We start from the raw sequence: 18,667 nt of genomic DNA on the forward strand, positions 1-18,667 counted from the left end.
TATGCTGGATGGCGCCGCCGCTTCTCTTGCTCATCGGTTTGTAAGTCATGGATCTCGCCGGACTCCTCGTTTTCGCCACCGCGCTCTTCATTGCGGCCGCTTCGCCGGGACCCGGCATCGCCGCCATCGTCGCGCGCGTGCTCGGGCGTGGCACGAAGGGAGCCGTGGCGTTCACGGCGGGCATCGCCATCGGCGACGTGGTCTGGCTGACCTTCGCCATCGTGGGCCTTGCCGCGCTGGCGCAGGCGTTCCACGAGGTTTTCCTCGTCATCAAATGGGCGGGCATCGGCTATCTGCTCTATCTCGCCTGGAAGCTCTGGACCGCGCCGGTCGCCGCGCATGAGGTGAAGGCGAATACGGCCCACGAGCATCCGGCCAAGCTTTTCCTCGGCGGCCTTGCCGTGACCATGGGCAACCCGAAGGTCATGGTGTTCTACCTCGCGCTTCTGCCCACCCTTCTCGATCTCACCCGCATCTCGGTCCTGGGTTATGTGGAACTCGTCGCGGCGACGCTGATCGTGCTCACGGTGGTGCTCGGCGCCTATATCGTCCTCGCTGCCCGCGCCCGCAGGCTTTTCACGAGCCCGAAGGCCATCAGGACGCTCAACCGCACCACCGGCACCGTCATGGCTGGCGCGGCGGCGGCGATCGCGGCGCGTTGACGCGCCCTGCCGGGGCGGCAGTTCCCCGACTTTTCCAGACCTTTTCGCGACCTATCCCCGCGCGCGCATACGCGCGGGGGTGAAATTCCATGCGAAAATGCCTAAATATTTGATCTGACGAATCAAACTTCGAAGCGCGTGTCGCCGCTTCCCAGGGATCCCGATATGGCCGAGCCTGCAGTCAACGAGAATGCCGATTCCTACGGCGCGGAATCGATCAAGGTCCTCAAGGGCCTCGATGCGGTGCGCAAGCGCCCCGGCATGTATATCGGCGACACGGACGACGGCTCGGGCCTCCATCACATGGTCTACGAGGTGGTGGACAACGCCATCGACGAGGCGCTGGCCGGCCATGCCACGGAAGTGACCGTGACGCTGAATGCCGAGGGTTCGGTGACGGTCACCGACAACGGGCGCGGCATTCCCACCGACATCCACCCGGAGGAGGGCGTTTCCGCCGCCGAGGTCATCATGACCCAGCTCCACGCGGGCGGTAAGTTCGACCAGAATTCCTACAAGGTTTCCGGCGGCCTGCACGGCGTCGGCGTGTCCGTCGTGAACGCGCTTTCGACCTCGCTGAAGCTGCGCATTTTCCGCGACGGCAAGGAACACTTCATGGAGTTTCGCCACGGCGATGCGGTGGCGCCGCTCGCCGTCGTTGGCGACTCGCAGGGCAAGCGCGGCACGGAAGTGACCTTCACGCCGAGCCAGGAAACCTTCACGATGGTGGAATTCGATTATGCCACCCTCGAGCACCGCCTGCGCGAACTGGCGTTCCTGAATTCGGGCGTGCGTATCGTCCTCACCGACAAGCGTCACGCGGAGCATAAGCGCGAAGAATTGATGTACGAAGGCGGCGTCGAGGCCTTCGTGCGCTATCTCGACCGCGCCAAGACGCCGCTGATCGGCGCGCCGGTCGTGATCCGCTCCGAGAAGGACGGCATCGGCGTCGAAGTCGCACTGTGGTGGAACGACTCGTACCACGAGAACGTGCTCTGCTTCACCAACAACATCCCGCAGCGCGATGGTGGAACGCACCTTGCGGGCTTCCGCGCGGCGTTGACCCGCCAGGTCAACGGCTATGCGGAATCCTCCGGCCTCACGAAGAAGGAAAAGGTTTCGCTCACCGGCGACGATTGCCGCGAGGGCCTGACCGCCATCGTCTCCGTGAAGGTGCCCGACCCGAAGTTCTCCTCGCAGACCAAGGACAAGCTCGTCTCCTCCGAAGTGCGGCCCGTCGTCGAGAACGTGCTGAATGAGGCGCTCAACAACTGGCTCGAGGAACACCCGACCGAAGCCAGGACCCTTGTCGGCAAGGTGGTGGAAGCCGCCGCCGCCCGCGAGGCGGCGCGCAAGGCGCGCGAACTCACCCGCCGTAAAGGCGCGCTCGACATCGCCTCCCTTCCCGGCAAGCTTGCCGATTGCCAGGAGCGCGATCCGTCGAAGTGCGAACTGATCCTCGTGGAGGGCGACTCCGCAGGCGGCTCCGCCAAGCAGGGCCGCGACCGCGCCTTCCAGGCCGTGCTGCCGCTGCGCGGAAAGATCCTCAATGTGGAGCGCGCGCGCTTCGACAAGATGCTGTCGAGCCAGGAAATCGGCACGCTCATCACCGCGCTCGGCACCGGTATCGGGCGTGAAGAGTTCAACGTCGACAAGCTGCGCTACCACCGCATTATCATCATGACGGACGCGGACGTGGATGGCTCGCACATCCGCACGCTCCTGCTCACGTTCTTCTTCCGCCAGATGCCGGAGCTGATCGAGCGTGGGCACCTCTACATCGCGCAGCCGCCGCTCTACAAAGCGACGCGCGGCAAGACGTCGATCTACCTCAAGGACGAGCGCGCGCTCGAGGACTTCCTCATCGACGCCGGCATCGACGGCGCGGCTTTGCGCCTCTCCTCCGGCCTCGAATTCCAGGGCGATCAGCTCAAAGGTCTGATCGATGAATCCCGCCTCGTGCGGACCATCCTTTCCAACCTGCATCTGCGCTACGACCGCAAGGCGGTGGAGCAGGCGGCGATTGCGGGCGCGCTGCGGCCGGAAATCGTGGACGATGCGGACAAGGGCCCCAAGGCCGCCGCCTACATCGCCCAGCGTCTCGACGCGATTTCGGAAGACATTGAACGCGGCTGGACCGGTGAAGTGCGCGACGGCGGCTACGTCTTCTCGCGCACCTTGCGCGGCGTGAAGCAGGTTTCGGTTCTCGACGATGCGCTGATCGCCAGCCAGGAAGCCAAGAAGCTCAACGAGCGTTCCGCCTCGCTGCAGGATGTTTACGGCAGTCCGGCAAGCCTCGTGCGCAAGGGCGACGAAACGCCCATCGACGGCCCGCTCACGCTGTTCGGCGCCGTTCTCGCTGCGGGCCGCAAGGGCCTCACCCTGCAGCGCTATAAAGGTCTTGGCGAAATGACCGCGCAGCAGCTTTGGGAAACGACCCTCGACCGCGACGTGCGCTCGCTCCTGCAAGTGCGCGTGAAGGACGTGGCGGACGCCGACGATCTCTTCGTCAAGCTGATGGGCGACGTGGTCGAACCGCGCCGCGAATTCATCCAGGACAACGCGCTGAGCGTCGCCAACCTCGACGTTTGATGCTGACTGGGCGCGCTGACGTCGCCCAGTGCTAAGGGCCATTCGGTGCGCTTCTTTGCGAGTGCACCCACCACAGCCTCATCCTGAGGAGGGCCGTCAGGCCCGTCTCGAAGGACGAGGCGTCTCCAGTGCTCTCTGGATCATCCTTCGAGACGCCGCTGCCGCGGCTCCTTAGGATGAGGGGGCTTCAGCCCACGGGAGCGGCATGTGCCTCAACGGCGGATGCCTCGGGACCCTATCGCCAGACAGGTTCCTGCTGCATGTCTTCGAGCACGGGCTTTAGGGACGGTGACGGTTCGTTTCGAAACGAGAACATCGTCCTGGCCGGAAAGAAACGGTCCGCGTCCGGAAAGGATTGATGGAAAACGTTTCGAACCTGCGCTCGAACAATCTCTTCATCGATTGTGTAATGCGATTTGAGGACCCTCAAGACATAATCGAAGAAATGATGACCAATGAACAGGTCATAGACGAGGCTGTAATGCTGCTTGATGGCCTCGTCTGTGTCGGCCGCCATTCCTCGTCCAAGGAATGGCATCTCCAGACCTGCCCGCTTTCTCGCCTCAAGATCGACCCAGACGTCGAAATCCCGATGGACCACTCTTCGAGGGATAAGATCCTGATCGACCTCGAGCAGCGTATTCTGGGCGTGCGACTCCAGAAGAATACCCCTTTCGCGCGCAGCTGCGGCCCAGCATTCCACAATGGGGGTGAAGATCTCGCGAATGACGAACGAAGCGGGTTCAACGGCCAACCGCGCAATCATCTGCACAAGCAGGGGACAAGCGTCAGGGTGCTTTAGATCGCCCGCATACAGGGCAAAGCACGGAATGAGAAACCTGTTCTCGATGAAGGGACGAGGCCTCGCCTCCCTGACCAGAAAGCCCCACGATTTCTCATCAATGCCGAACGTGATGCCGAGAGCGTCGGGAAGGTAGGCAAACTTCTCGAACCGCAAGTTGGCAAGATCACGCGACACGGCAACGCTGTTATGGATGTTCTGTCGTCGAAGCTCTCGGTTGAAACGGGAAATTCGAACAGGGTAGTGAAGCTTGATGAAATGATCAGGGCACTCCCTTGGATGCTCCAGAGCGAGAACGGTTCTCGTCGAAGCGGTGGGAGCGACCTTGATGGGGGCCTCCCGGGGAAATCCGCTGATTTCAGCGAGGCCTTCGATTGTCTCGTTCGCCCAAATCTCCGGATGCACGGGAAAGAGCACGCCTTGTTGCCTTACGAAATGCTCCAGAAGCCCGGGGGATGGATGGGCTTGGAAAACTGAAACGCGGTCCCGCGGAGCATTGACGGTCACAAGTTCAAAGAATGGCTCGTCACTTTCGGGACAATAGCGGGGCGCTGCCTCAGTCTGGCCTGCGAACGGGCTATACGTCTTCGCGCCCTCATCCACATATCGCTCCATGTAAAGGAGCGCTTGAGCGTTTTGGACAACGGCAGCGAGTTCCACGCGACCTCTCCAATCTAATGGGACCGGGTGTATCGCACACAAACTTGAAGGGCTGCCTTCAGCAAAAAATCTGAGAGCCGTTTCCGTTTTTTGTAAGGCACGCGACCGGCATGTTTTCCGCTGATGCTGGCACGGCCTGAACAAGCGTAACCGTCGCGTCTTGTCAGGACGCATCACGAGCCGCAATCGAATCGTGGACGCGTCTTCTATCGCTCGGAGGCGAGAAGCTGGGATAGCGCCTGCCGGAAAGCATCGGGCTGGCCGTAAAACTGCTGGTGCGGCAGCGCGTAGAGATTGCCGTCTTGTTCGAGGATCAGGCTCGGAAAGCCGCCGAGCCCGAGCCGCGCCATGAGACCGCGCGTCTCGTCGATATGCGCGTCGACAGGCACGGCGTGAAGCGCCTGCGTGAAAGCCGCCTCGGGCAATCCGATTCCGGCAGCGAGGGAGACAAGCACCGGCTCCTCCACGACGCGCCGCCCTTCGACATAATGGGCAAGCTGGATAGCGCTTACCATGTCGAGCGCCCGTTCCGGCGCGAGGCGTTGTGCGGCGAGCACCGCCGCGATGGTCGGGCGGGAATGAAAAACCGTTTTGTCGTCCGGCAGCAATCCATCGAGATAGGCCTTGCCGAATTCCTGACCGCTCATGTCGGCAATGCGCGCATCCGCGTCCCGGATCATCGCGCGCTTTGCTTGCGGCAGGTGTGTCGGTTGCGCGAACAGGCCGCCGCCATGCAATTCGATTGCGAGGCCGGAGACGCTTCGCAGAACATCCACCAGAGGCTTTGCCGCATAACACCATCCGCAGAGCGGGTCGTAGAAGTAATGAACGGTCGCCATGTCGTGCTTTTCCCGGGTGCTTGTTCCACTGCATTCGTAACGGGCTTGGCTGCGTCCGCAAGCATGGTGGCCCAGACTGACGCAAACTTGATTGGAGAACGCGCGGGGGGTGCCAGGGCGTGGAGATCCAGGCATGTTCCTCTAGATCCAATGTGCTTTTCTGCGTCGTGGGAAGCCGATAGGATTCCGGTCGCATTCCGTGAGCAAAGAAAACGTTTTGAAATGAACGCCGGCAATTCAAGCCCCGCATCGACAGTCCCGCTGCCAGCCGAGGTGGAACGCCCGCGCTCCTTGCGGGATCTGCAACGCCTCGTGCGTCCGGTTCTGGTTGCGCTTCCGGCGCTGGGGCTTGTCGCCGGATTAGTCGCGCGATTTTCTGGATTCGCGAGTTGGGCGGGCCCGATCTGGGCGCTGGCGACGGTTCCGGTTCTGGCTGTTTTGCTGATCGAGATCATCGCCAGTCTGCGCCGGGGCGATGTGGGGCTCGACATCGTCGCCGCACTCTCGATGTCCGGCGCGCTGATCTTTCAGGAATATCTCGCCGCCGTCGTCGTCGCACTGATGTACGCGGGCGGGCAATATCTCGAGGCCTATGCGGAGCGTCGCGCGCGCCGTGAGATGACCGCGCTTCTCTCCCGCGTGCCGCGCACAGCCATGCGCTATCGGGATGGAAAGCTCGAAGAGGTGGCGCTCGATGAGATCGCTCCCGGCGACCGCATTCTCGTGCGGCGCGGCGATATCGTGCCGGTCGACGGCACAGTTTCGAAAGGTGTCGCCGTGCTCGACCAATCGGCGCTGACCGGCGAATCCATTCCCGTGCAGCAGATCGTTGGCGAAGCGGTGATGAGCGGCTCGACCAATGCGGGGGACGCCTTCGATCTCGCCACCACCCATCGCGCCGCCGAGAGTACCTATGCGGGCATCATCCGTCTCGTGGAGGAGGCTGAGCGCGTGAAGGCGCCGATGTCGCGCCTCGCCGACCGTTTCGCGATGGTCTTTCTCGTCGTCACCATCGTGCTCTCGGGCGGCGCGTGGCTCTGGACCGGCGATCCGATCCGCGCGCTCGCGGTGCTCGTCATCGCGACGCCGTGCCCGCTCATTCTCGCCGTTCCGGTGGCGATCATCTCCGGCATTTCGCGCGCGGCGAAGGCGGGCATTCTCATCAAGGGCGGCAAGGCGCTCGAAACCCTCGCCCGCATCCGTGCCCTCGTTATCGACAAGACCGGAACGCTCACCCACGGCGAAGCCCGCGTCGTGGCGATCCATGCCGAGAGCGGCCTGTCGCAGGACGATCTGCTGCGCCTCACCGCCTCCCTCGATCAGGCGTCGAAGCATGTGATCGCCCGCGCTATCGTGCTGGAAGCACAAAAGCGCAATCTCACCCTGGCATTGCCAACTTCCGTCGTGGAGACGCCCGGTGAAGGCGTCGAGGGTGAGGTGGACGGCAAGCGCGTCGTGCTGGGCGGACGAAAATTCGTTGCGAGCCGCGTGCCGGATGCTCAGCGCGCGCTGAGCGCAAGACCAAAATCCATCGGTGCCGTCACGGTCGCCGTCTCTATCGACGACAAGTTCGCGGGCACGCTTGTTCTGGCGGATGAATTGCGCGCGGGAACCGCGCATCTTCTTTGCGATCTGCGCGAGCAGGGTATCGAGCGCATCGTGCTCGCCACCGGCGACCGGCGGGACGTGGCGGAAGCTGTGACCGCGGGCCTGCCCTTCGATGCCATTCACGCGGAACTCACGCCGGACGCCAAAATCGCCGTCGTTACCGACGAGCGGGAAAACGGTCCGGTGATGATGATCGGCGACGGCGTGAACGACGCGCCGGCGCTTGCCGCCGCCGATCTCGGCGTCGCAATGGGCGCACGGGGTGCCGCGGCCTCCGCGCAGGCCGCCGACGTGGTGCTCCTCGTCGATCGCCTCGACCGCGTGCACACCGCAATCCAGATCGCCCGCCGTGCCCGCCGCATCGCGCTCGAGAGCGTTTATGTCGGCATCGGGCTGTCCTTCATCGGCATGGTCGCGGCAGCCTTCGGGTTTCTCCAGCCGGTCCAAGGCGCGCTGATTCAGGAGGCCATCGACGTCGCCGTGATCCTCAACGCGTTGCGGGCGCTTCGGGGCGGGACGAAGATCAGTAACTAAATTCCAGGTTCGCTGGCGTCAGGCGGAAGGACCGGTTATGGCTCTCGCCAATTGAAAGGGGGCCGTGATGGCATATGGAATTGGCGTTCTGGGACTTGGCGTGATCGGCCGTAGGCTGATCGAAGGGTTCAGGGCCAATCCGCATTTTCATGTGGTTGCCGGATACGATCCCTCGGATGTCGCGGTCGATGTCGTGCGCGCGCCGAGCGTGGAAGCCTTGATCGACAATCCCGAAATCGCCTGCATCTACATCGCGACGCCGCCCGCGACCCATGAGGAACTCGTGCGCGCCGTGGCATTGGCGGGAAAGGCGGTCTTTTGCGAAAAGCCCCTTGCCGTCGCGCCCGTTTCCGCGCGTGCCTGCGTGGAAGCAGTGCGCGCGGCGGGCGTTTCTTCCGCCGTCAACTTCCCCTTCGCGACGGCACCTGCCGCAGTGCGACTGAAGGAACTCGTCGAAACGGGCGCCTTGGGCGAAAACCTCTCCGCGCGCCTGACGCTGCGCTTCAAAACCTGGCCGCGCGGCTGGCAGTACGGCGCGGTGGGATGGCTCGCGGGCGCACAGCAGGGCGGCTTCACTCGCGAGGTCGTTTCGCACTTCGTGTTTCTGGCCTTGCGCCTGTTCGGTCCGGGGGCGGTGGTTGAAAAAAGCGTCGAGCGCGGCTCGCAGGGCACCGAGACGCGCCTTGTCGCGACGCTACGTTTTGCGCGGGCTACTCTCACCATCGATGCTGCTGTGGAAGGTGAGATCGACGATTTCAATCGCTTCGAGGTGACAGGCTCGAAGGGCTCGGCGGTGATGAGCGACTGGTATCGCTTGCGTCATGAGAGTGGCGACATTGAGCCTGCGCGTGCCGATGGCGGCCAGATTGAGGAACTTGCAAAGCTTCTCGGCAGCGGCGCGAGCCGTCTCGCCACGCTGGAAGAAGCGGCTGCTGTGGTCGACCTGATCGAAGGTCTTTTGACGTAAAGCGTGCACTCTCCCCCGCTGGCGGGGGAGAGTGGCTTTGATCGCATTACAGCGGCTTCAGACCCGCTTCGATTTCCTTGCGGCGTCCTTCGAGGAAGGGCGGCAGGGAGAGGCTTTCGCCCAAGGTGGCCATCGGCTCATCGGTGGCAAAGCCTGGTCCGTCCGTGGCGATCTCGAACAGGATGCCGTTCGGCTCACGGAAGTAGAGGCTCTTGAAGTAGAACCGGTCTATGGGTCCGCTCGACGGCGCGCGGATCGCCTGCAGGCGATCCGCGCATTCGCGGTAAGTCTTCTCGTTCGGCGTGCGGAAGGCGACATGGTGCGCGCCGCCCGCGCCCGGCTGCGCGAAAGGAAGCTTCGGCTCGACCGCGACGTGAAGCTCGGCGGAAGGCCCGCCCTCGCCCATCGCGAACACATGCACGGAGCGGTCCTTCTCCGCAAATTCCCGCTCATGGCGCATGTCCATGCCCTGCGTCAGTACGAGCGCGGTGCGCTCCAGCTTCGGCACGCTGATGGTGATCGGCCCGAGGCCCCGGATCTGATGCTCGATGGGTACGGAGCTTTTTGCCCAGGTCACGCCGTCGCCGAGGCCGCCATCGTCCACGAGGGCGAGGCGCTGGCCTTCCGGGTCCTCGAAGGCGAGCCATAAACGTCCGTCGCGCTCGACAATGCCCTCATGGGCGATCTTCAGGGCGTCGAAGCGCTCCTTCCACCATTGCAGGGTCTTTTCGCCGGTGACGCGAAGCGCCGTCTGCACGATGCTGTGCGTGCCGCGCTTCTCGCGGCCGACAGGCCAGTCGAAGAAGGTCACGTCGCTGCCGGGTGAGGCTGCGCCGTCGCCGTAGAACAGGTGATAGGCGCTCACATCGTCCTGATTAACGGTCTTCTTCACGAGGCGCATGCCGAGCGCCTGCGTGTAGAAAGCGTGGTTGCCCGGCGCATCCGCCGTGACGGCGGTGAGGTGGTGAATTCCGGTGAGTTGCATGATGGTCTCCATCAATCGGTTGTTGTCCGGAAGATAGGATTGCGATGGCGCAAGCGCGACACCCGATATTGCCGAACTTGTCTTGCGAAAACGCAATAATCCCGACCTGAAGGAAATCCCGCCGAAGAGGAAACCATTCTGCGAAAGGATCATTGAGGTTAGGGCGCGACCGAACGCCTGCCTTCCCCGCCGTTCGCGCTCCAGGGAGGAACGATATGCTGAAAGACAGGGATGCAATCGCCAACCTCGCGGTAAAGGATCTGGCGAGGGCGAAAAAGTTCTACGAGGACACGCTCGGCCTCGTGCAGGTCGATGCTGAGGACGAGGAATTGATCGTCTTCAAGAGCGGCAACACCACAATCAATGTTTATCGCTCGCAATATGCCGGAACCAATCAGGCCACGGCTGTCACCTGGATGGTCGGCGACGATGTGGAAGGTGTCGTGCGGGCGCTCAAGGCCAAGGGCGTGGCCTTCGAGCACTATGACATGCCTGACATGACGCTGGAGGGCGACCTCCATGTGGCCGGCGATCTGAAGGTGGCGTGGTTCAAGGACCCGGATGGCAACATCCTCAACATCGTCAATCGATAAGGGAGTCGGTTGACGATGTTGAGAAATGTCGACCGCCGATTCCGCGCATCGGCCGGCGAAGTCGTCGTCAGGCCGCCTTCGCGTTGAGATGCTCCGGCGTCACCTCCGGCGGGATCGGGCAGACATAGGCCCTGCCGCCGGTGCGCTCCTTCAGTTCCGCCTTGGCGCGAGCGAGGAGGTCTGGGCTGCGCAGCACGTCGGCAGCGGTGACGGCCATCGTCTTGGCGGCGAGAACCAGGCCCTTGTGCGCGGCGGGCAACTTGCCCTGCGCTACGAGCTGCCAGGTGTGGAACGGGGTGCCGATGGCAAAGCATGCCGTATGGCATTGCGCGGTCGGCACGATCCAGCTCACGTCGCCCACATCGGTGGAGCCCATCAATACGCCCTCGGTCTCCGGCATCGGCAGAAGGCCGTCGTGCAGCGCCTCGATCTTCAGCGCCACATGCGGCTTCACGCTCTCGATCAGGTCCGCCTCCGTCAGCGCGTCCTTCTGAAGCTTGCGCGCGAAGGCGTGATCGCTCTCGTCGAAGCCGGGCGGGCCGAGGCGCTTCATGTTCTCGTACATCGCCTCCTGCAACGCCTTGTTGGGAAGCACGTTGAACGTCGCGTCGGTGATCTGCACATCGACGCTCGTCTCGCTCATCAGCGCCGCGCCTTCCGCGATTTTCTTCACGCGTTCGAAGAGATTCTGCGCATCGGGATAAAGCGGCGAGCGCACGAGATAGAGCACCTCCGCATAGGCCTGCACCACATTGGGCGCGATGCCGCCGGTGTTGGTGGTGGCGTAGTGCACGCGCGCGTCGGAGGGCATGTGCTCGCGCATGTAGTTGACGCCGATATTCATCAGTTCCACCGCATCGAGCGCGCTGCGCCCGAGATGCGGAGACGCCGCCGCATGCGCAGCGCGGCCCTTGAAACGGAAGTAAGCCTGCACCGTCGCCAGCGAACTCATGGTCGAGACTTCGTTGATGACGTTCGGGTGCCAGCAGAACGCGGCGTCGATGTCATCGAACGCGCCCGCGCGCGCCATGAAGGTCTTGCCCGAGCCGCTTTCCTCCGCCGGGCAGCCGTAATAGCGCACGGTGCCGGCGATGCCTTCCGATTCGAGCGCGCTCTTCAACGCCGCCGCTGCGAGCGCGGAGGCCGAGCCCAGAAGATTATGGCCGCAGCCGTGGCCGGGGGTTCCGGCCTTCGTCGGCGCGTGTTGCGTCAGGCCCGATTCCTGCGCGAGGTCGGGCAGCGCGTCATACTCGCCCAGGATGCCGATGACAGGTCCGCCCTGTCCTGCCTCCGCGATGAAGGCCGTCGCCATGCCACCCACGTTGCGCGTGATGCGAAAACCCTCGGCTTCGAGAATTGCGATCTGCTCTTCCACCGAGCGATGCTCGCCGAAAGCCAGTTCCGGCGTACCCCAGATCCGATCGCTCATGGCGCAATATTCCGCGCGCCGCTCATCGACGCGGCGTGCGATTTCATCGAGGCTCAAGCGATCGTTCAGCATTTTTGAAGTCTCTCCCTATGGTTGTTGGGCGAACCTTATCGTGTCGGAGACGGTTGCGGAAGAACCCCTTCACTCGCGGCGGATCAAACTGAATCCGAGCGCTTCCTGCCAGTAGCGCTGGTGGGAATCCGGGATCATGGCAGGGTCGTCGCCGACAAGCCCGATGTCGCGAAGCTGGCTTTCGCTCAAATCGGAGACGGCTAGCTGTGTGCGCCGGATCGCCCGGGCGCGGCGCAGCCACTGCCATGCGTTTCGCAGGAAGGCTGGCGAAGACGTTTTGGAAACGACGAGAGTTTCAGTCGATGAGACATGCATGGTTCATGGTCCTTTGCTCGGACTGAACCATCGTTCGAAAAGGAGCGTTCGTCTCGCGTGATCCCTTCGTTCGCGGCCGAAGCGTTTGAAGGCGCCTGGCGGTTAGCCTGCCGCGAAAAGATCGCCCGACGTCGACGCGCTCGGCTCCTCGAACGCATTCGGATCGCCGGGGCCGGTTTCCCAGCCGAGATCGGGCAACGCGATGATGCGAAGGCCGCGCGGATCGTTGCGGGTCACCACGATGTTGCGGCTTTCCATGTAGGCGATGAGACGGCGCGCGCGGCCCGGCGAACGGCTGCCGCAGGCGCGCGCGATCTCGCCGTCCGGCGGGCAGGCGGAACGCTCCATCGCGGCCCGCGCGAGAAGCAGGTACACGCCCTGAATGTCCTCTTCGAGATCGCCCGCGAAGGCGACGGCGCGATCCCACTCCGTGCCCTCGGCGGTCGCCGTGTCGACACCGGCGCGCGCCACCGCGAGGCGGCGGCGGAAGGCGGGCAGGTTGAGCGGCTCGCCGCCGATGCGGCGGATGCGGCAACGCACGAGAAAATCCTGATAGAGCACCGCGACCGTGCGGAACGCGGCTTCCGGATCATCGAGGATTTCGCGCATCACCGCATCGAGCGCGGCTGCGCGCTCGGCCTTCGTTTCCTCCGTCAACTCGATGGAGGATTCAGGCGCGGCGGCGGGGCGGCTCTTGGCGAGCTGCGCCAGAAGATCGTTTGTCGCGGGCGGCGGTGGCGGCGCGGCCCGGCGCGGGGCGACGGGTCGGGCGATTTCTTCCGCGCTCGCGGTGAAGATGAGATCGCGCGCCTCTTCCGTCTGCTGCTCGGGCAGCGGCAAAAGCTTAAAACTACCGCTGCGCGCAGAGGTCTCGACATTGCCGATCCGCACCGGCATCGGGCGGCGCGACAGGGCAGGGCCGAGCGCCACGAAATGGCCGCGCTCGAGATCGCGGAACATCTCGGCCTGGCGGCGCTCCATGCCCAGAAGGTCGGCGGCGCGGGCCATGTCGATATCGAGGAAGGTGCGGCCCATCAGGAAGTTCGAGGCTTCCGCCGCTACGTTCTTGGCGAGCTTCGCAAGGCGCTGGGTGGCGATGATGCCCGCAAGGCCGCGCTTGCGGCCACGGCACATGAGGTTCGTCATCGCGCCGAGCGAGACCTTGCGCGCCTCGTCGGAAACCTCACCGGCGGCGGCGGGCGCGAAAAGCTGCGCCTCGTCCACCACCACGAGCATGGGATACCAGAGATCGCGCTCGGCATCGAAGAGCCCGCCGAGGAAGGCGGCGGCGCAGCGCATCTGCGCTTCCGTGTCGAGCCCTTCGAGATTGAGCACGACTGAGACCCGGTGCTGGCGCACGCGGGCGGCGATGCGCTGCAGATCGCCCTCGCTGCGGGCGGCATCCACCACCACATGCCCGAACTTGTCGGCGAGGGTGACGAAATCGCCCTCGGGGTCGATCACCGCCTGCTGGACATAAGGCGCGCTCTGTTCGAGCAGGCGGCGCAGGAGGTGCGATTTTCCGGAGCCGGAATTGCCCTGCACGAGCAGGCGTGTCGCCAGGAGTTCCTCAAGGTCGAGAAGGGCCGAACCGCCGGACGCCGCCCCCGGGGAGATGCCTCCCGAAGAAACCGTCCCCATGTCGATGCCGACCTTCATTCCCGACCCGCTCTCCGTTTTTGAATTCCGCTGGAGCCCCCTCCTAGCACGGCAAGGGCGGAGAAGGGGCAGAAGTGACTGAGCCTTTCCACAATCTTGCCGCCCGAAAACGAAGGTTACGGGGTCGCAGGGCGAGCCCCGGGCGCCGCCCTCGATTCGGCTCTGGCGTGGCCTAGATAAGCTTGGAAAGCCCGGTCAGTCGTGAAAACCCATGATATCTCGCCGGATTTTGGCCGTGTTGGCTCTCCTCGCCGTCATCGGCGGCGTCGCCTGGTGGGCTCTGCGCAGCGAGCGCACGCCTGAAACTTTTCAGGGCTACGTGGAAGGCTATCTGACCTATGCCGCCCCGGAACTCGGGGGACGCATCGAAAAACTCGCCGTCGATTCGGGCTCCCAGGTCAAAGTGGGGCAATTCCTCTTCCAGATCTCCTCGGAAACGCAAACGGCGCAGCGCGCCGAGGCCATCGCGCGGTTGCAGCAGGCGCAGTCGATCCTCGCCAATCTGCAAGCCTCCCTGCAGCGGCCGGAGGAAATCGCCGTGCTGCAGGCGCAGGAGCGGCAGGCGCAGGCCCAGCTCGTTCTCTCCACCGCCGAGCTCGAACGCCAGCGGACCCTGCTCGCGCGGGGCATCGCCTCGCAAGCCACCTACGATCAGGCCAAGGCGACCAACGACAGGGACAAGGCGGCTCTGGAGGCGGTGGAGCGGCAGATCCAGGCCGGGCGCATTCCGGCGCGCATTGCGGAGATCGCCGCCGCTGAAGCGGCGGTCCGCGCGGCGCAAGGCTCCCTCGATGAGGCCAATACGAACCTCGCGAAGCTCACGGTCACCGCGTCCGTGGAGGGGCAGGTGCAGGATGTGTTCTTCCGTCCCGGCGAAGTGGTGAATGCGGGGCAGCCGGTTCTCTCGCTGCTGCCTCCCTGGAACCGGCGCATCCGCTTCTACGTGCCGGAACCCAAGCTTGCGACGATCAAGCTCGGCGATACGCTCGGTGTCACCTGCGACAGCTGCCCGAGCGGGCTTGCCGCGAAAATCACCTTCATCTCGCGCGATGTGGAATTCACGCCGCCGGTCATCTTCAGCCTTGAGGAGCGCGCGAAGCTCGTCTTTCGCGTTGAGGCGACGCCCATCGGCGATGCGATGCTGCCAATCGGGCTGCCGGTAAACGTTATTCCGCCGGAGGTGCAATGATGAGCGCGCAGACGACGTCCGAACCGGAGATCGTCATCGACGTTAACGGCCTCACGAAATCGTTCGGCGGGCCGCCGGTCGTGCGCAACCTCACCATGCATGTGCACAAGGGCCTGATCTACGGCTTTCTCGGCCCGAACGGCAGCGGCAAGACGACGACGTTGCGCATGTTGTGCGGGCTTCTCACCCCCGACAGCGGCACCGGCACCTGCCTTGGTTACGACATCCGCACGCAGACGGCGGACATCAAGCGCCATGTCGGCTACATGACGCAGCGCTTCTCGCTCTACAACGATCTCTCGATCCGCGAGAATCTGGAATTCGTGGCGCGGATCTACAATCTCGAACATCCCCGCCGCGCCACGCAGGAGGCCATCGACCGCCTCGGCCTCGCCGACCGCGCCGATCAGCTCGCTGGCGCGCTCTCCGGCGGCTGGAAACAGCGTCTTGCGCTCGGCGCGTGCATTCTGCCGCAACCGGAATTGCTGTTGCTCGACGAGCCGACGGCTGGCGTCGATCCGAAAGCGCGGCGCGATTTCTGGGACGAGATCCATCAGCTTGCCCACGAGGGCATGACTGTTCTCGTCTCGACCCACTACATGGACGAGGCTGAGCGGTGTCACGAGATCGCCTATATCGCCTATGGTGAAATTCTTGCGCAGGGGACGGTGGCAGAGGTCATCGCCGGCGCGCATCTGTCGACCTACACGGTGACGGGCCCGAACCTCGCGGATCTCGATGAAACGTTGAAGAGTCTCGACGGCGTCGACATGGTCGCGCCGTTCGGTGTCGAGCTTCATGTGAGCGGTCGCGATGCTGCCAAGCTCGAGGCGGCGATTGCCCCCTTTCGCGAAAAAGGCCCGCAAACGTGGACGCGGGGCGAGCCGACGCTCGAAGACGTGTTCATCGACTTGATGAGCCGCATCAAGGATAATTCCGCATGAGCGGCGCGAGCGACATCGACCGGCGCACGCGCGGCTTTCGCGCCTCGTTCCTGCGGGTGCGCGCCACCTTCATCAAGGAGTTCATTCAGCTGCGGCGCGATCGCGTGACATTCGCGACGATGATCCTGATCCCGCTCATGCAGCTCATCCTGTTCGGCACGGCCATCAACGCCAATCCGCGCCATCTGCCGACGGCGGTTCTGGTGCAGGACGACAGTTCCTTCGCACGCTCGTTTCTCGCCGCCATGCGCGCGACGGATTATTTCGACATCAGCCTGACGGCGTCGAGCGAGGCGGAACTCGATCATTTCATTCTCTCCGGCCAGGCGCTGTTCGGCGTGCAGATCCCCGCGCATTTCGGGCGCGACCTGATTCGGGGCGAGCGGCCGGAAATTCTCGTCATCGCGGACGCCACCGATCCGACCGCCACCGGCGGCGCGGTCGCCGCTCTCAACGGGCTGTCGCAGACGGTCTTTTCCCGCGAACTCGTCGGTCCCGCCGCCGCGCTCGCGCCGAAGAAGCCGCCTTACGATCTTCGTGTGCATCTGCGCTACAACCCCGCCATCGAGACACGGCTCAACATCGTGCCGGGGCTCGTGGGCACCATTCTCACCTTGACGATGCTGATCTTCACCGGCCTTTCCGTCACCCGCGAGATCGAGCGCGGCACGATGGAAAGCCTGCTCGCCATGCCGATCCGGCCTTTCGAGATCATGCTCGGCAAGATCTCGCCCTACGTGGTCGTCGGGGGCCTGCAGATGTCGTTGATCCTGATCGTCGCGCGGCTTCTCTTCGGCGTTCCCGTCGAGGGAAGTCTCGCGCTTCTGGTCGCGCTCACGCTTCTCTTCATCGTGGCCAACTTGTCCGTCGGCTACACCTTCTCCACCATCGCCACGAGCCAGCTTCAGGCAATGCAGATGTCGATGTTCTTCTTTCTGCCCAACATGCTCCTGTCGGGCTTTCTCTTCCCGTTCCGGGGCATGCCGCAATGGGCGCAAGCCGTGGGCGAGCTTTTGCCGCTCACGCATTATTTGCGCATCGTGCGCGGCATCATGCTCAAGGGCGCGACGTTCGCGGATCTGCAGGCCGATGTGCTGGCGCTCGCCCTGTTCTCCCTCGCCGCCATGACGCTCGCTGTCGCCCGTTTCCGGCAGACGCTGGACTAGAGAGTGATCGTGTCTCTTTGAAACACGATCTATTGCCGCATGATCCGGGCGAACAACCGGTGCCCACTTGTTCTGATCATGCTCTAATCCGCGATGGCCGCCTCGGCCGCCTTGACGGCGCTGCCGCGCAGGGGCCGCTCTTCCATCAGCGCGATGAAGGCCAGGGCGACGGCAAAGCCGATACCGGTCGCGATGAAAACCATCTGGAAGACACCGCCGAGATCGACGCCGCTCTTAGCTGCCGCCGCCGCGAGGTTCTCGAAGCTCATCGCGCCACCGAGGCCCGTGCCGCTGAGCACGATGGTGCCGAACAGGGCGACGATGAACGCCCCGCCGAGAGAGCGAAAGAAGTTCGCCGTGCCCGTCGCCGTTCCGAGCTGGTGCGGCAGAACCGCGTTCTGGATCGCGACCGTGGTGACGGGAAGCAGCGTGCCGACGCCGGCACTGAGGAAAAGCAGAACGCCTTCCATGACGGCAATCGGAATAGTCTTGCCGAAGACGATCAGGATCGCGGTTCCCACAAGCGTAATCGTGAGACCGATGATGGGGACGCGCTTGTAATGAGCGAACCGCGCCATCGTGCGGCCGGACAGGGTCGCGCCGAAGACCGTGCCTACGCCGAGCGGAATCAGCGCAAGCCCCGATTGGCTCGCCGAGAGGCCGCGCACCACTTCGAAATAGACCGGCAGGTAGATGGTGAGGCCGATATAGGTGCCCATGCCGAAACAAGCCGAGAGCGTTCCCATCCGCACCACCGGGTTCTTCAGCACATCGGCGGGAATGAGAGGCTCGGGCGCATGCTTCATGCGAAGCGCGAAGAGCAGCCAGAGCACAATGGAGGCCGCGACGAGCGAGAGAATCTCCACGGAGGACCACGCAAACCGCAGGCCGCCCCAGCTCAAGGCGAGAAGAAGCGAGACGGTTGCCGTGACGAGCAGGCCCGCGCCGAGCAGATCGAGCCGGTGAGGGCGATCATGCCGGGGCAGTTTCTTCAATCCGTGATAGGCGATGACGAAGGCGACGAGGCCGAGGGGCAGGTTGATCCAGAAGATCATCGACCAGTGCAGGTGCTCCGCGAACACACCGCCGAGCACGGGGCCGGCGAGGCTTGCCGTCATGAAGACGCTCGCGAAATACATCTGGTAGCGCCCGCGCTCCTTCGGCGGCACGAGATCGGCCACGATGGTCTGGGCGAGCGCGATCAACCCACCGCCGCCGAGCCCCTGCAGGGCGCGCGCGGCAACGAGAGCGAGCATGGACGGCGCGAGCGCGCAGGCGACGGACCCGAGAATGAAGACCACGATGCCGATGAGAAGCGTGATGCGCCGCCCATGGCTGTCGCTGAACTTGCCGTAGAGCGGCGTCACCGCCGTGGCGGTGAGAAGGTAGGACGTCACCACCCAGGGCAGATGCTCCACATCGCCCAAGTCGCGCCCCATCGTCGGCAGTGCGGTTGCGATGATGGTCTGGTCGAGCGCGGCAAGCAGCAGCGAGATCATCAATCCAAGGATGATCGAGCGGATCTCGGCCTGGCTCAAAGTGGCGGCGGCCCCGCTCGGGGGCCTGGTCATGGGCTGGTCCATTTCGTCCATCGTCTCTTAGTAGCGGATCCTTGGCGGCGGATCGTGGTTTTAGAAACGGATGCGCCTTT

At 64.0% G+C, this 18,667-nt stretch carries 15 protein-coding genes; 8 read left to right on the forward strand and 7 right to left on the reverse strand.

Going from position 1 to position 18,667, the window contains the following annotated elements; all coding sequences use genetic code 11:
* The first annotated feature begins 47 nt into the window (after nt 1-47).
* On the forward strand, nt 48-662 hold the full coding sequence (locus DQW91_RS03350; protein ID WP_112662110.1) for a LysE family translocator: 615 nt from the start codon (nt 48-50) through the stop codon (nt 660-662).
* Between the two features lie 165 nt (nt 663-827).
* On the forward strand, nt 828-3,254 hold the full coding sequence (gyrB, locus tag DQW91_RS03355) for a DNA topoisomerase (ATP-hydrolyzing) subunit B (RefSeq protein WP_112662111.1): 2,427 nt from the start codon (nt 828-830) through the stop codon (nt 3,252-3,254).
* Between the two features lie 235 nt (nt 3,255-3,489).
* Here the strand turns inward: gyrB and DQW91_RS03360 are convergent, their stop codons facing one another.
* Entirely contained in the window at nt 3,490-4,716 is a 1,227-nt protein-coding gene (locus tag DQW91_RS03360) for an IucA/IucC family protein (RefSeq protein ID WP_112662112.1), read from the reverse strand.
* Between the two features lie 206 nt (nt 4,717-4,922).
* Nucleotides 4,923-5,555 carry a DsbA family protein gene (locus tag DQW91_RS03365; protein WP_112662113.1) on the reverse strand — a complete coding sequence of 211 codons (633 nt, stop codon included), beginning with the start codon at nt 5,553-5,555 and terminating at the stop codon, nt 4,923-4,925.
* Nucleotides 5,556-5,777: 222 nt separating this feature from the next.
* Here DQW91_RS03365 and DQW91_RS03370 point away from each other — a divergent pair, with 222 nt between their 5' ends.
* Both DQW91_RS03370 and DQW91_RS03375 read left to right on the forward strand, forming a co-directional pair.
* Nucleotides 5,778-7,697 (forward strand): heavy metal translocating P-type ATPase, encoded by a 1,920-nt coding sequence (locus DQW91_RS03370; RefSeq protein ID WP_112662114.1) that lies wholly within the window; start codon nt 5,778-5,780, stop codon nt 7,695-7,697.
* A 67-nt stretch (nt 7,698-7,764) separates the two neighbouring features.
* The gene (locus DQW91_RS03375; RefSeq protein ID WP_112662115.1) at nt 7,765-8,664 is read left to right on the forward strand and encodes a Gfo/Idh/MocA family protein; all 900 of its coding nucleotides are present in this window, start codon (nt 7,765-7,767) and stop codon (nt 8,662-8,664) included.
* Nucleotides 8,665-8,710: 46 nt separating this feature from the next.
* On the opposite strand, the gene DQW91_RS03380 is transcribed toward DQW91_RS03375, so the two are convergent.
* Nucleotides 8,711-9,649, reverse strand: coding sequence for a ring-cleaving dioxygenase (locus DQW91_RS03380; protein ID WP_112662445.1), 939 nt, complete (start codon nt 9,647-9,649; stop codon nt 8,711-8,713).
* A gap of 215 nt (nt 9,650-9,864) precedes the next feature.
* Between DQW91_RS03380 and DQW91_RS03385 the strand changes: the two genes are divergently transcribed.
* Entirely contained in the window at nt 9,865-10,242 is a 378-nt protein-coding gene (locus DQW91_RS03385) for a VOC family protein (RefSeq protein WP_112662116.1), read from the forward strand.
* Nucleotides 10,243-10,309: 67 nt separating this feature from the next.
* Here DQW91_RS03385 and DQW91_RS03390 read toward each other — a convergent pair whose 3' ends face one another.
* The 3 genes from DQW91_RS03390 to DQW91_RS03400 form a co-directional block, all read right to left on the reverse strand.
* Nucleotides 10,310-11,743, reverse strand: a complete 1,434-nt coding sequence (locus DQW91_RS03390; protein ID WP_112662117.1) for a M20 family metallopeptidase — start codon at nt 11,741-11,743, stop codon at nt 10,310-10,312.
* A gap of 69 nt (nt 11,744-11,812) precedes the next feature.
* Nucleotides 11,813-12,058, reverse strand: a complete 246-nt coding sequence (locus DQW91_RS03395) for a DUF1127 domain-containing protein (protein WP_112662118.1) — start codon at nt 12,056-12,058, stop codon at nt 11,813-11,815.
* A gap of 102 nt (nt 12,059-12,160) precedes the next feature.
* Nucleotides 12,161-13,717, reverse strand: coding sequence for a helicase HerA domain-containing protein (locus DQW91_RS03400; protein WP_112662119.1), 1,557 nt, complete (start codon nt 13,715-13,717; stop codon nt 12,161-12,163).
* A gap of 235 nt (nt 13,718-13,952) precedes the next feature.
* Here DQW91_RS03400 and DQW91_RS03405 point away from each other — a divergent pair, with 235 nt between their 5' ends.
* The 3 genes from DQW91_RS03405 to DQW91_RS03415 are packed head-to-tail and all read left to right on the forward strand — an operon-like array spanning nt 13,953 to nt 17,016.
* Complete coding sequence (locus DQW91_RS03405; RefSeq protein WP_157961319.1) at nt 13,953-14,906, forward strand: HlyD family secretion protein; 954 nt, start codon at nt 13,953-13,955, stop codon at nt 14,904-14,906.
* Nucleotides 14,906-15,850, forward strand: coding sequence for an ABC transporter ATP-binding protein (locus DQW91_RS03410; protein ID WP_425373367.1), 945 nt, complete (start codon nt 14,906-14,908; stop codon nt 15,848-15,850). Before DQW91_RS03405 ends, DQW91_RS03410 begins: the two co-directional genes overlap by 1 nt.
* Nucleotides 15,847-17,016, forward strand: coding sequence for an ABC transporter permease (locus DQW91_RS03415; RefSeq protein WP_112662122.1), 1,170 nt, complete (start codon nt 15,847-15,849; stop codon nt 17,014-17,016). The genes DQW91_RS03410 and DQW91_RS03415 overlap by 4 nt, the downstream gene beginning before the upstream one ends.
* Nucleotides 17,017-17,099: 83 nt before the next feature.
* Here DQW91_RS03415 and DQW91_RS03420 read toward each other — a convergent pair whose 3' ends face one another.
* Nucleotides 17,100-18,587 carry an MDR family MFS transporter gene (locus DQW91_RS03420; RefSeq protein WP_112662446.1) on the reverse strand — a complete coding sequence of 496 codons (1,488 nt, stop codon included), beginning with the start codon at nt 18,585-18,587 and terminating at the stop codon, nt 17,100-17,102.
* Nucleotides 18,588-18,667 lie beyond the last annotated feature (80 nt).

The sequence above is a fragment of the Microvirga flavescens genome (assembly GCF_003290125.1).
GTDB classification, from domain to species: Bacteria; Pseudomonadota; Alphaproteobacteria; order Rhizobiales; family Beijerinckiaceae; genus Microvirga; species Microvirga flavescens.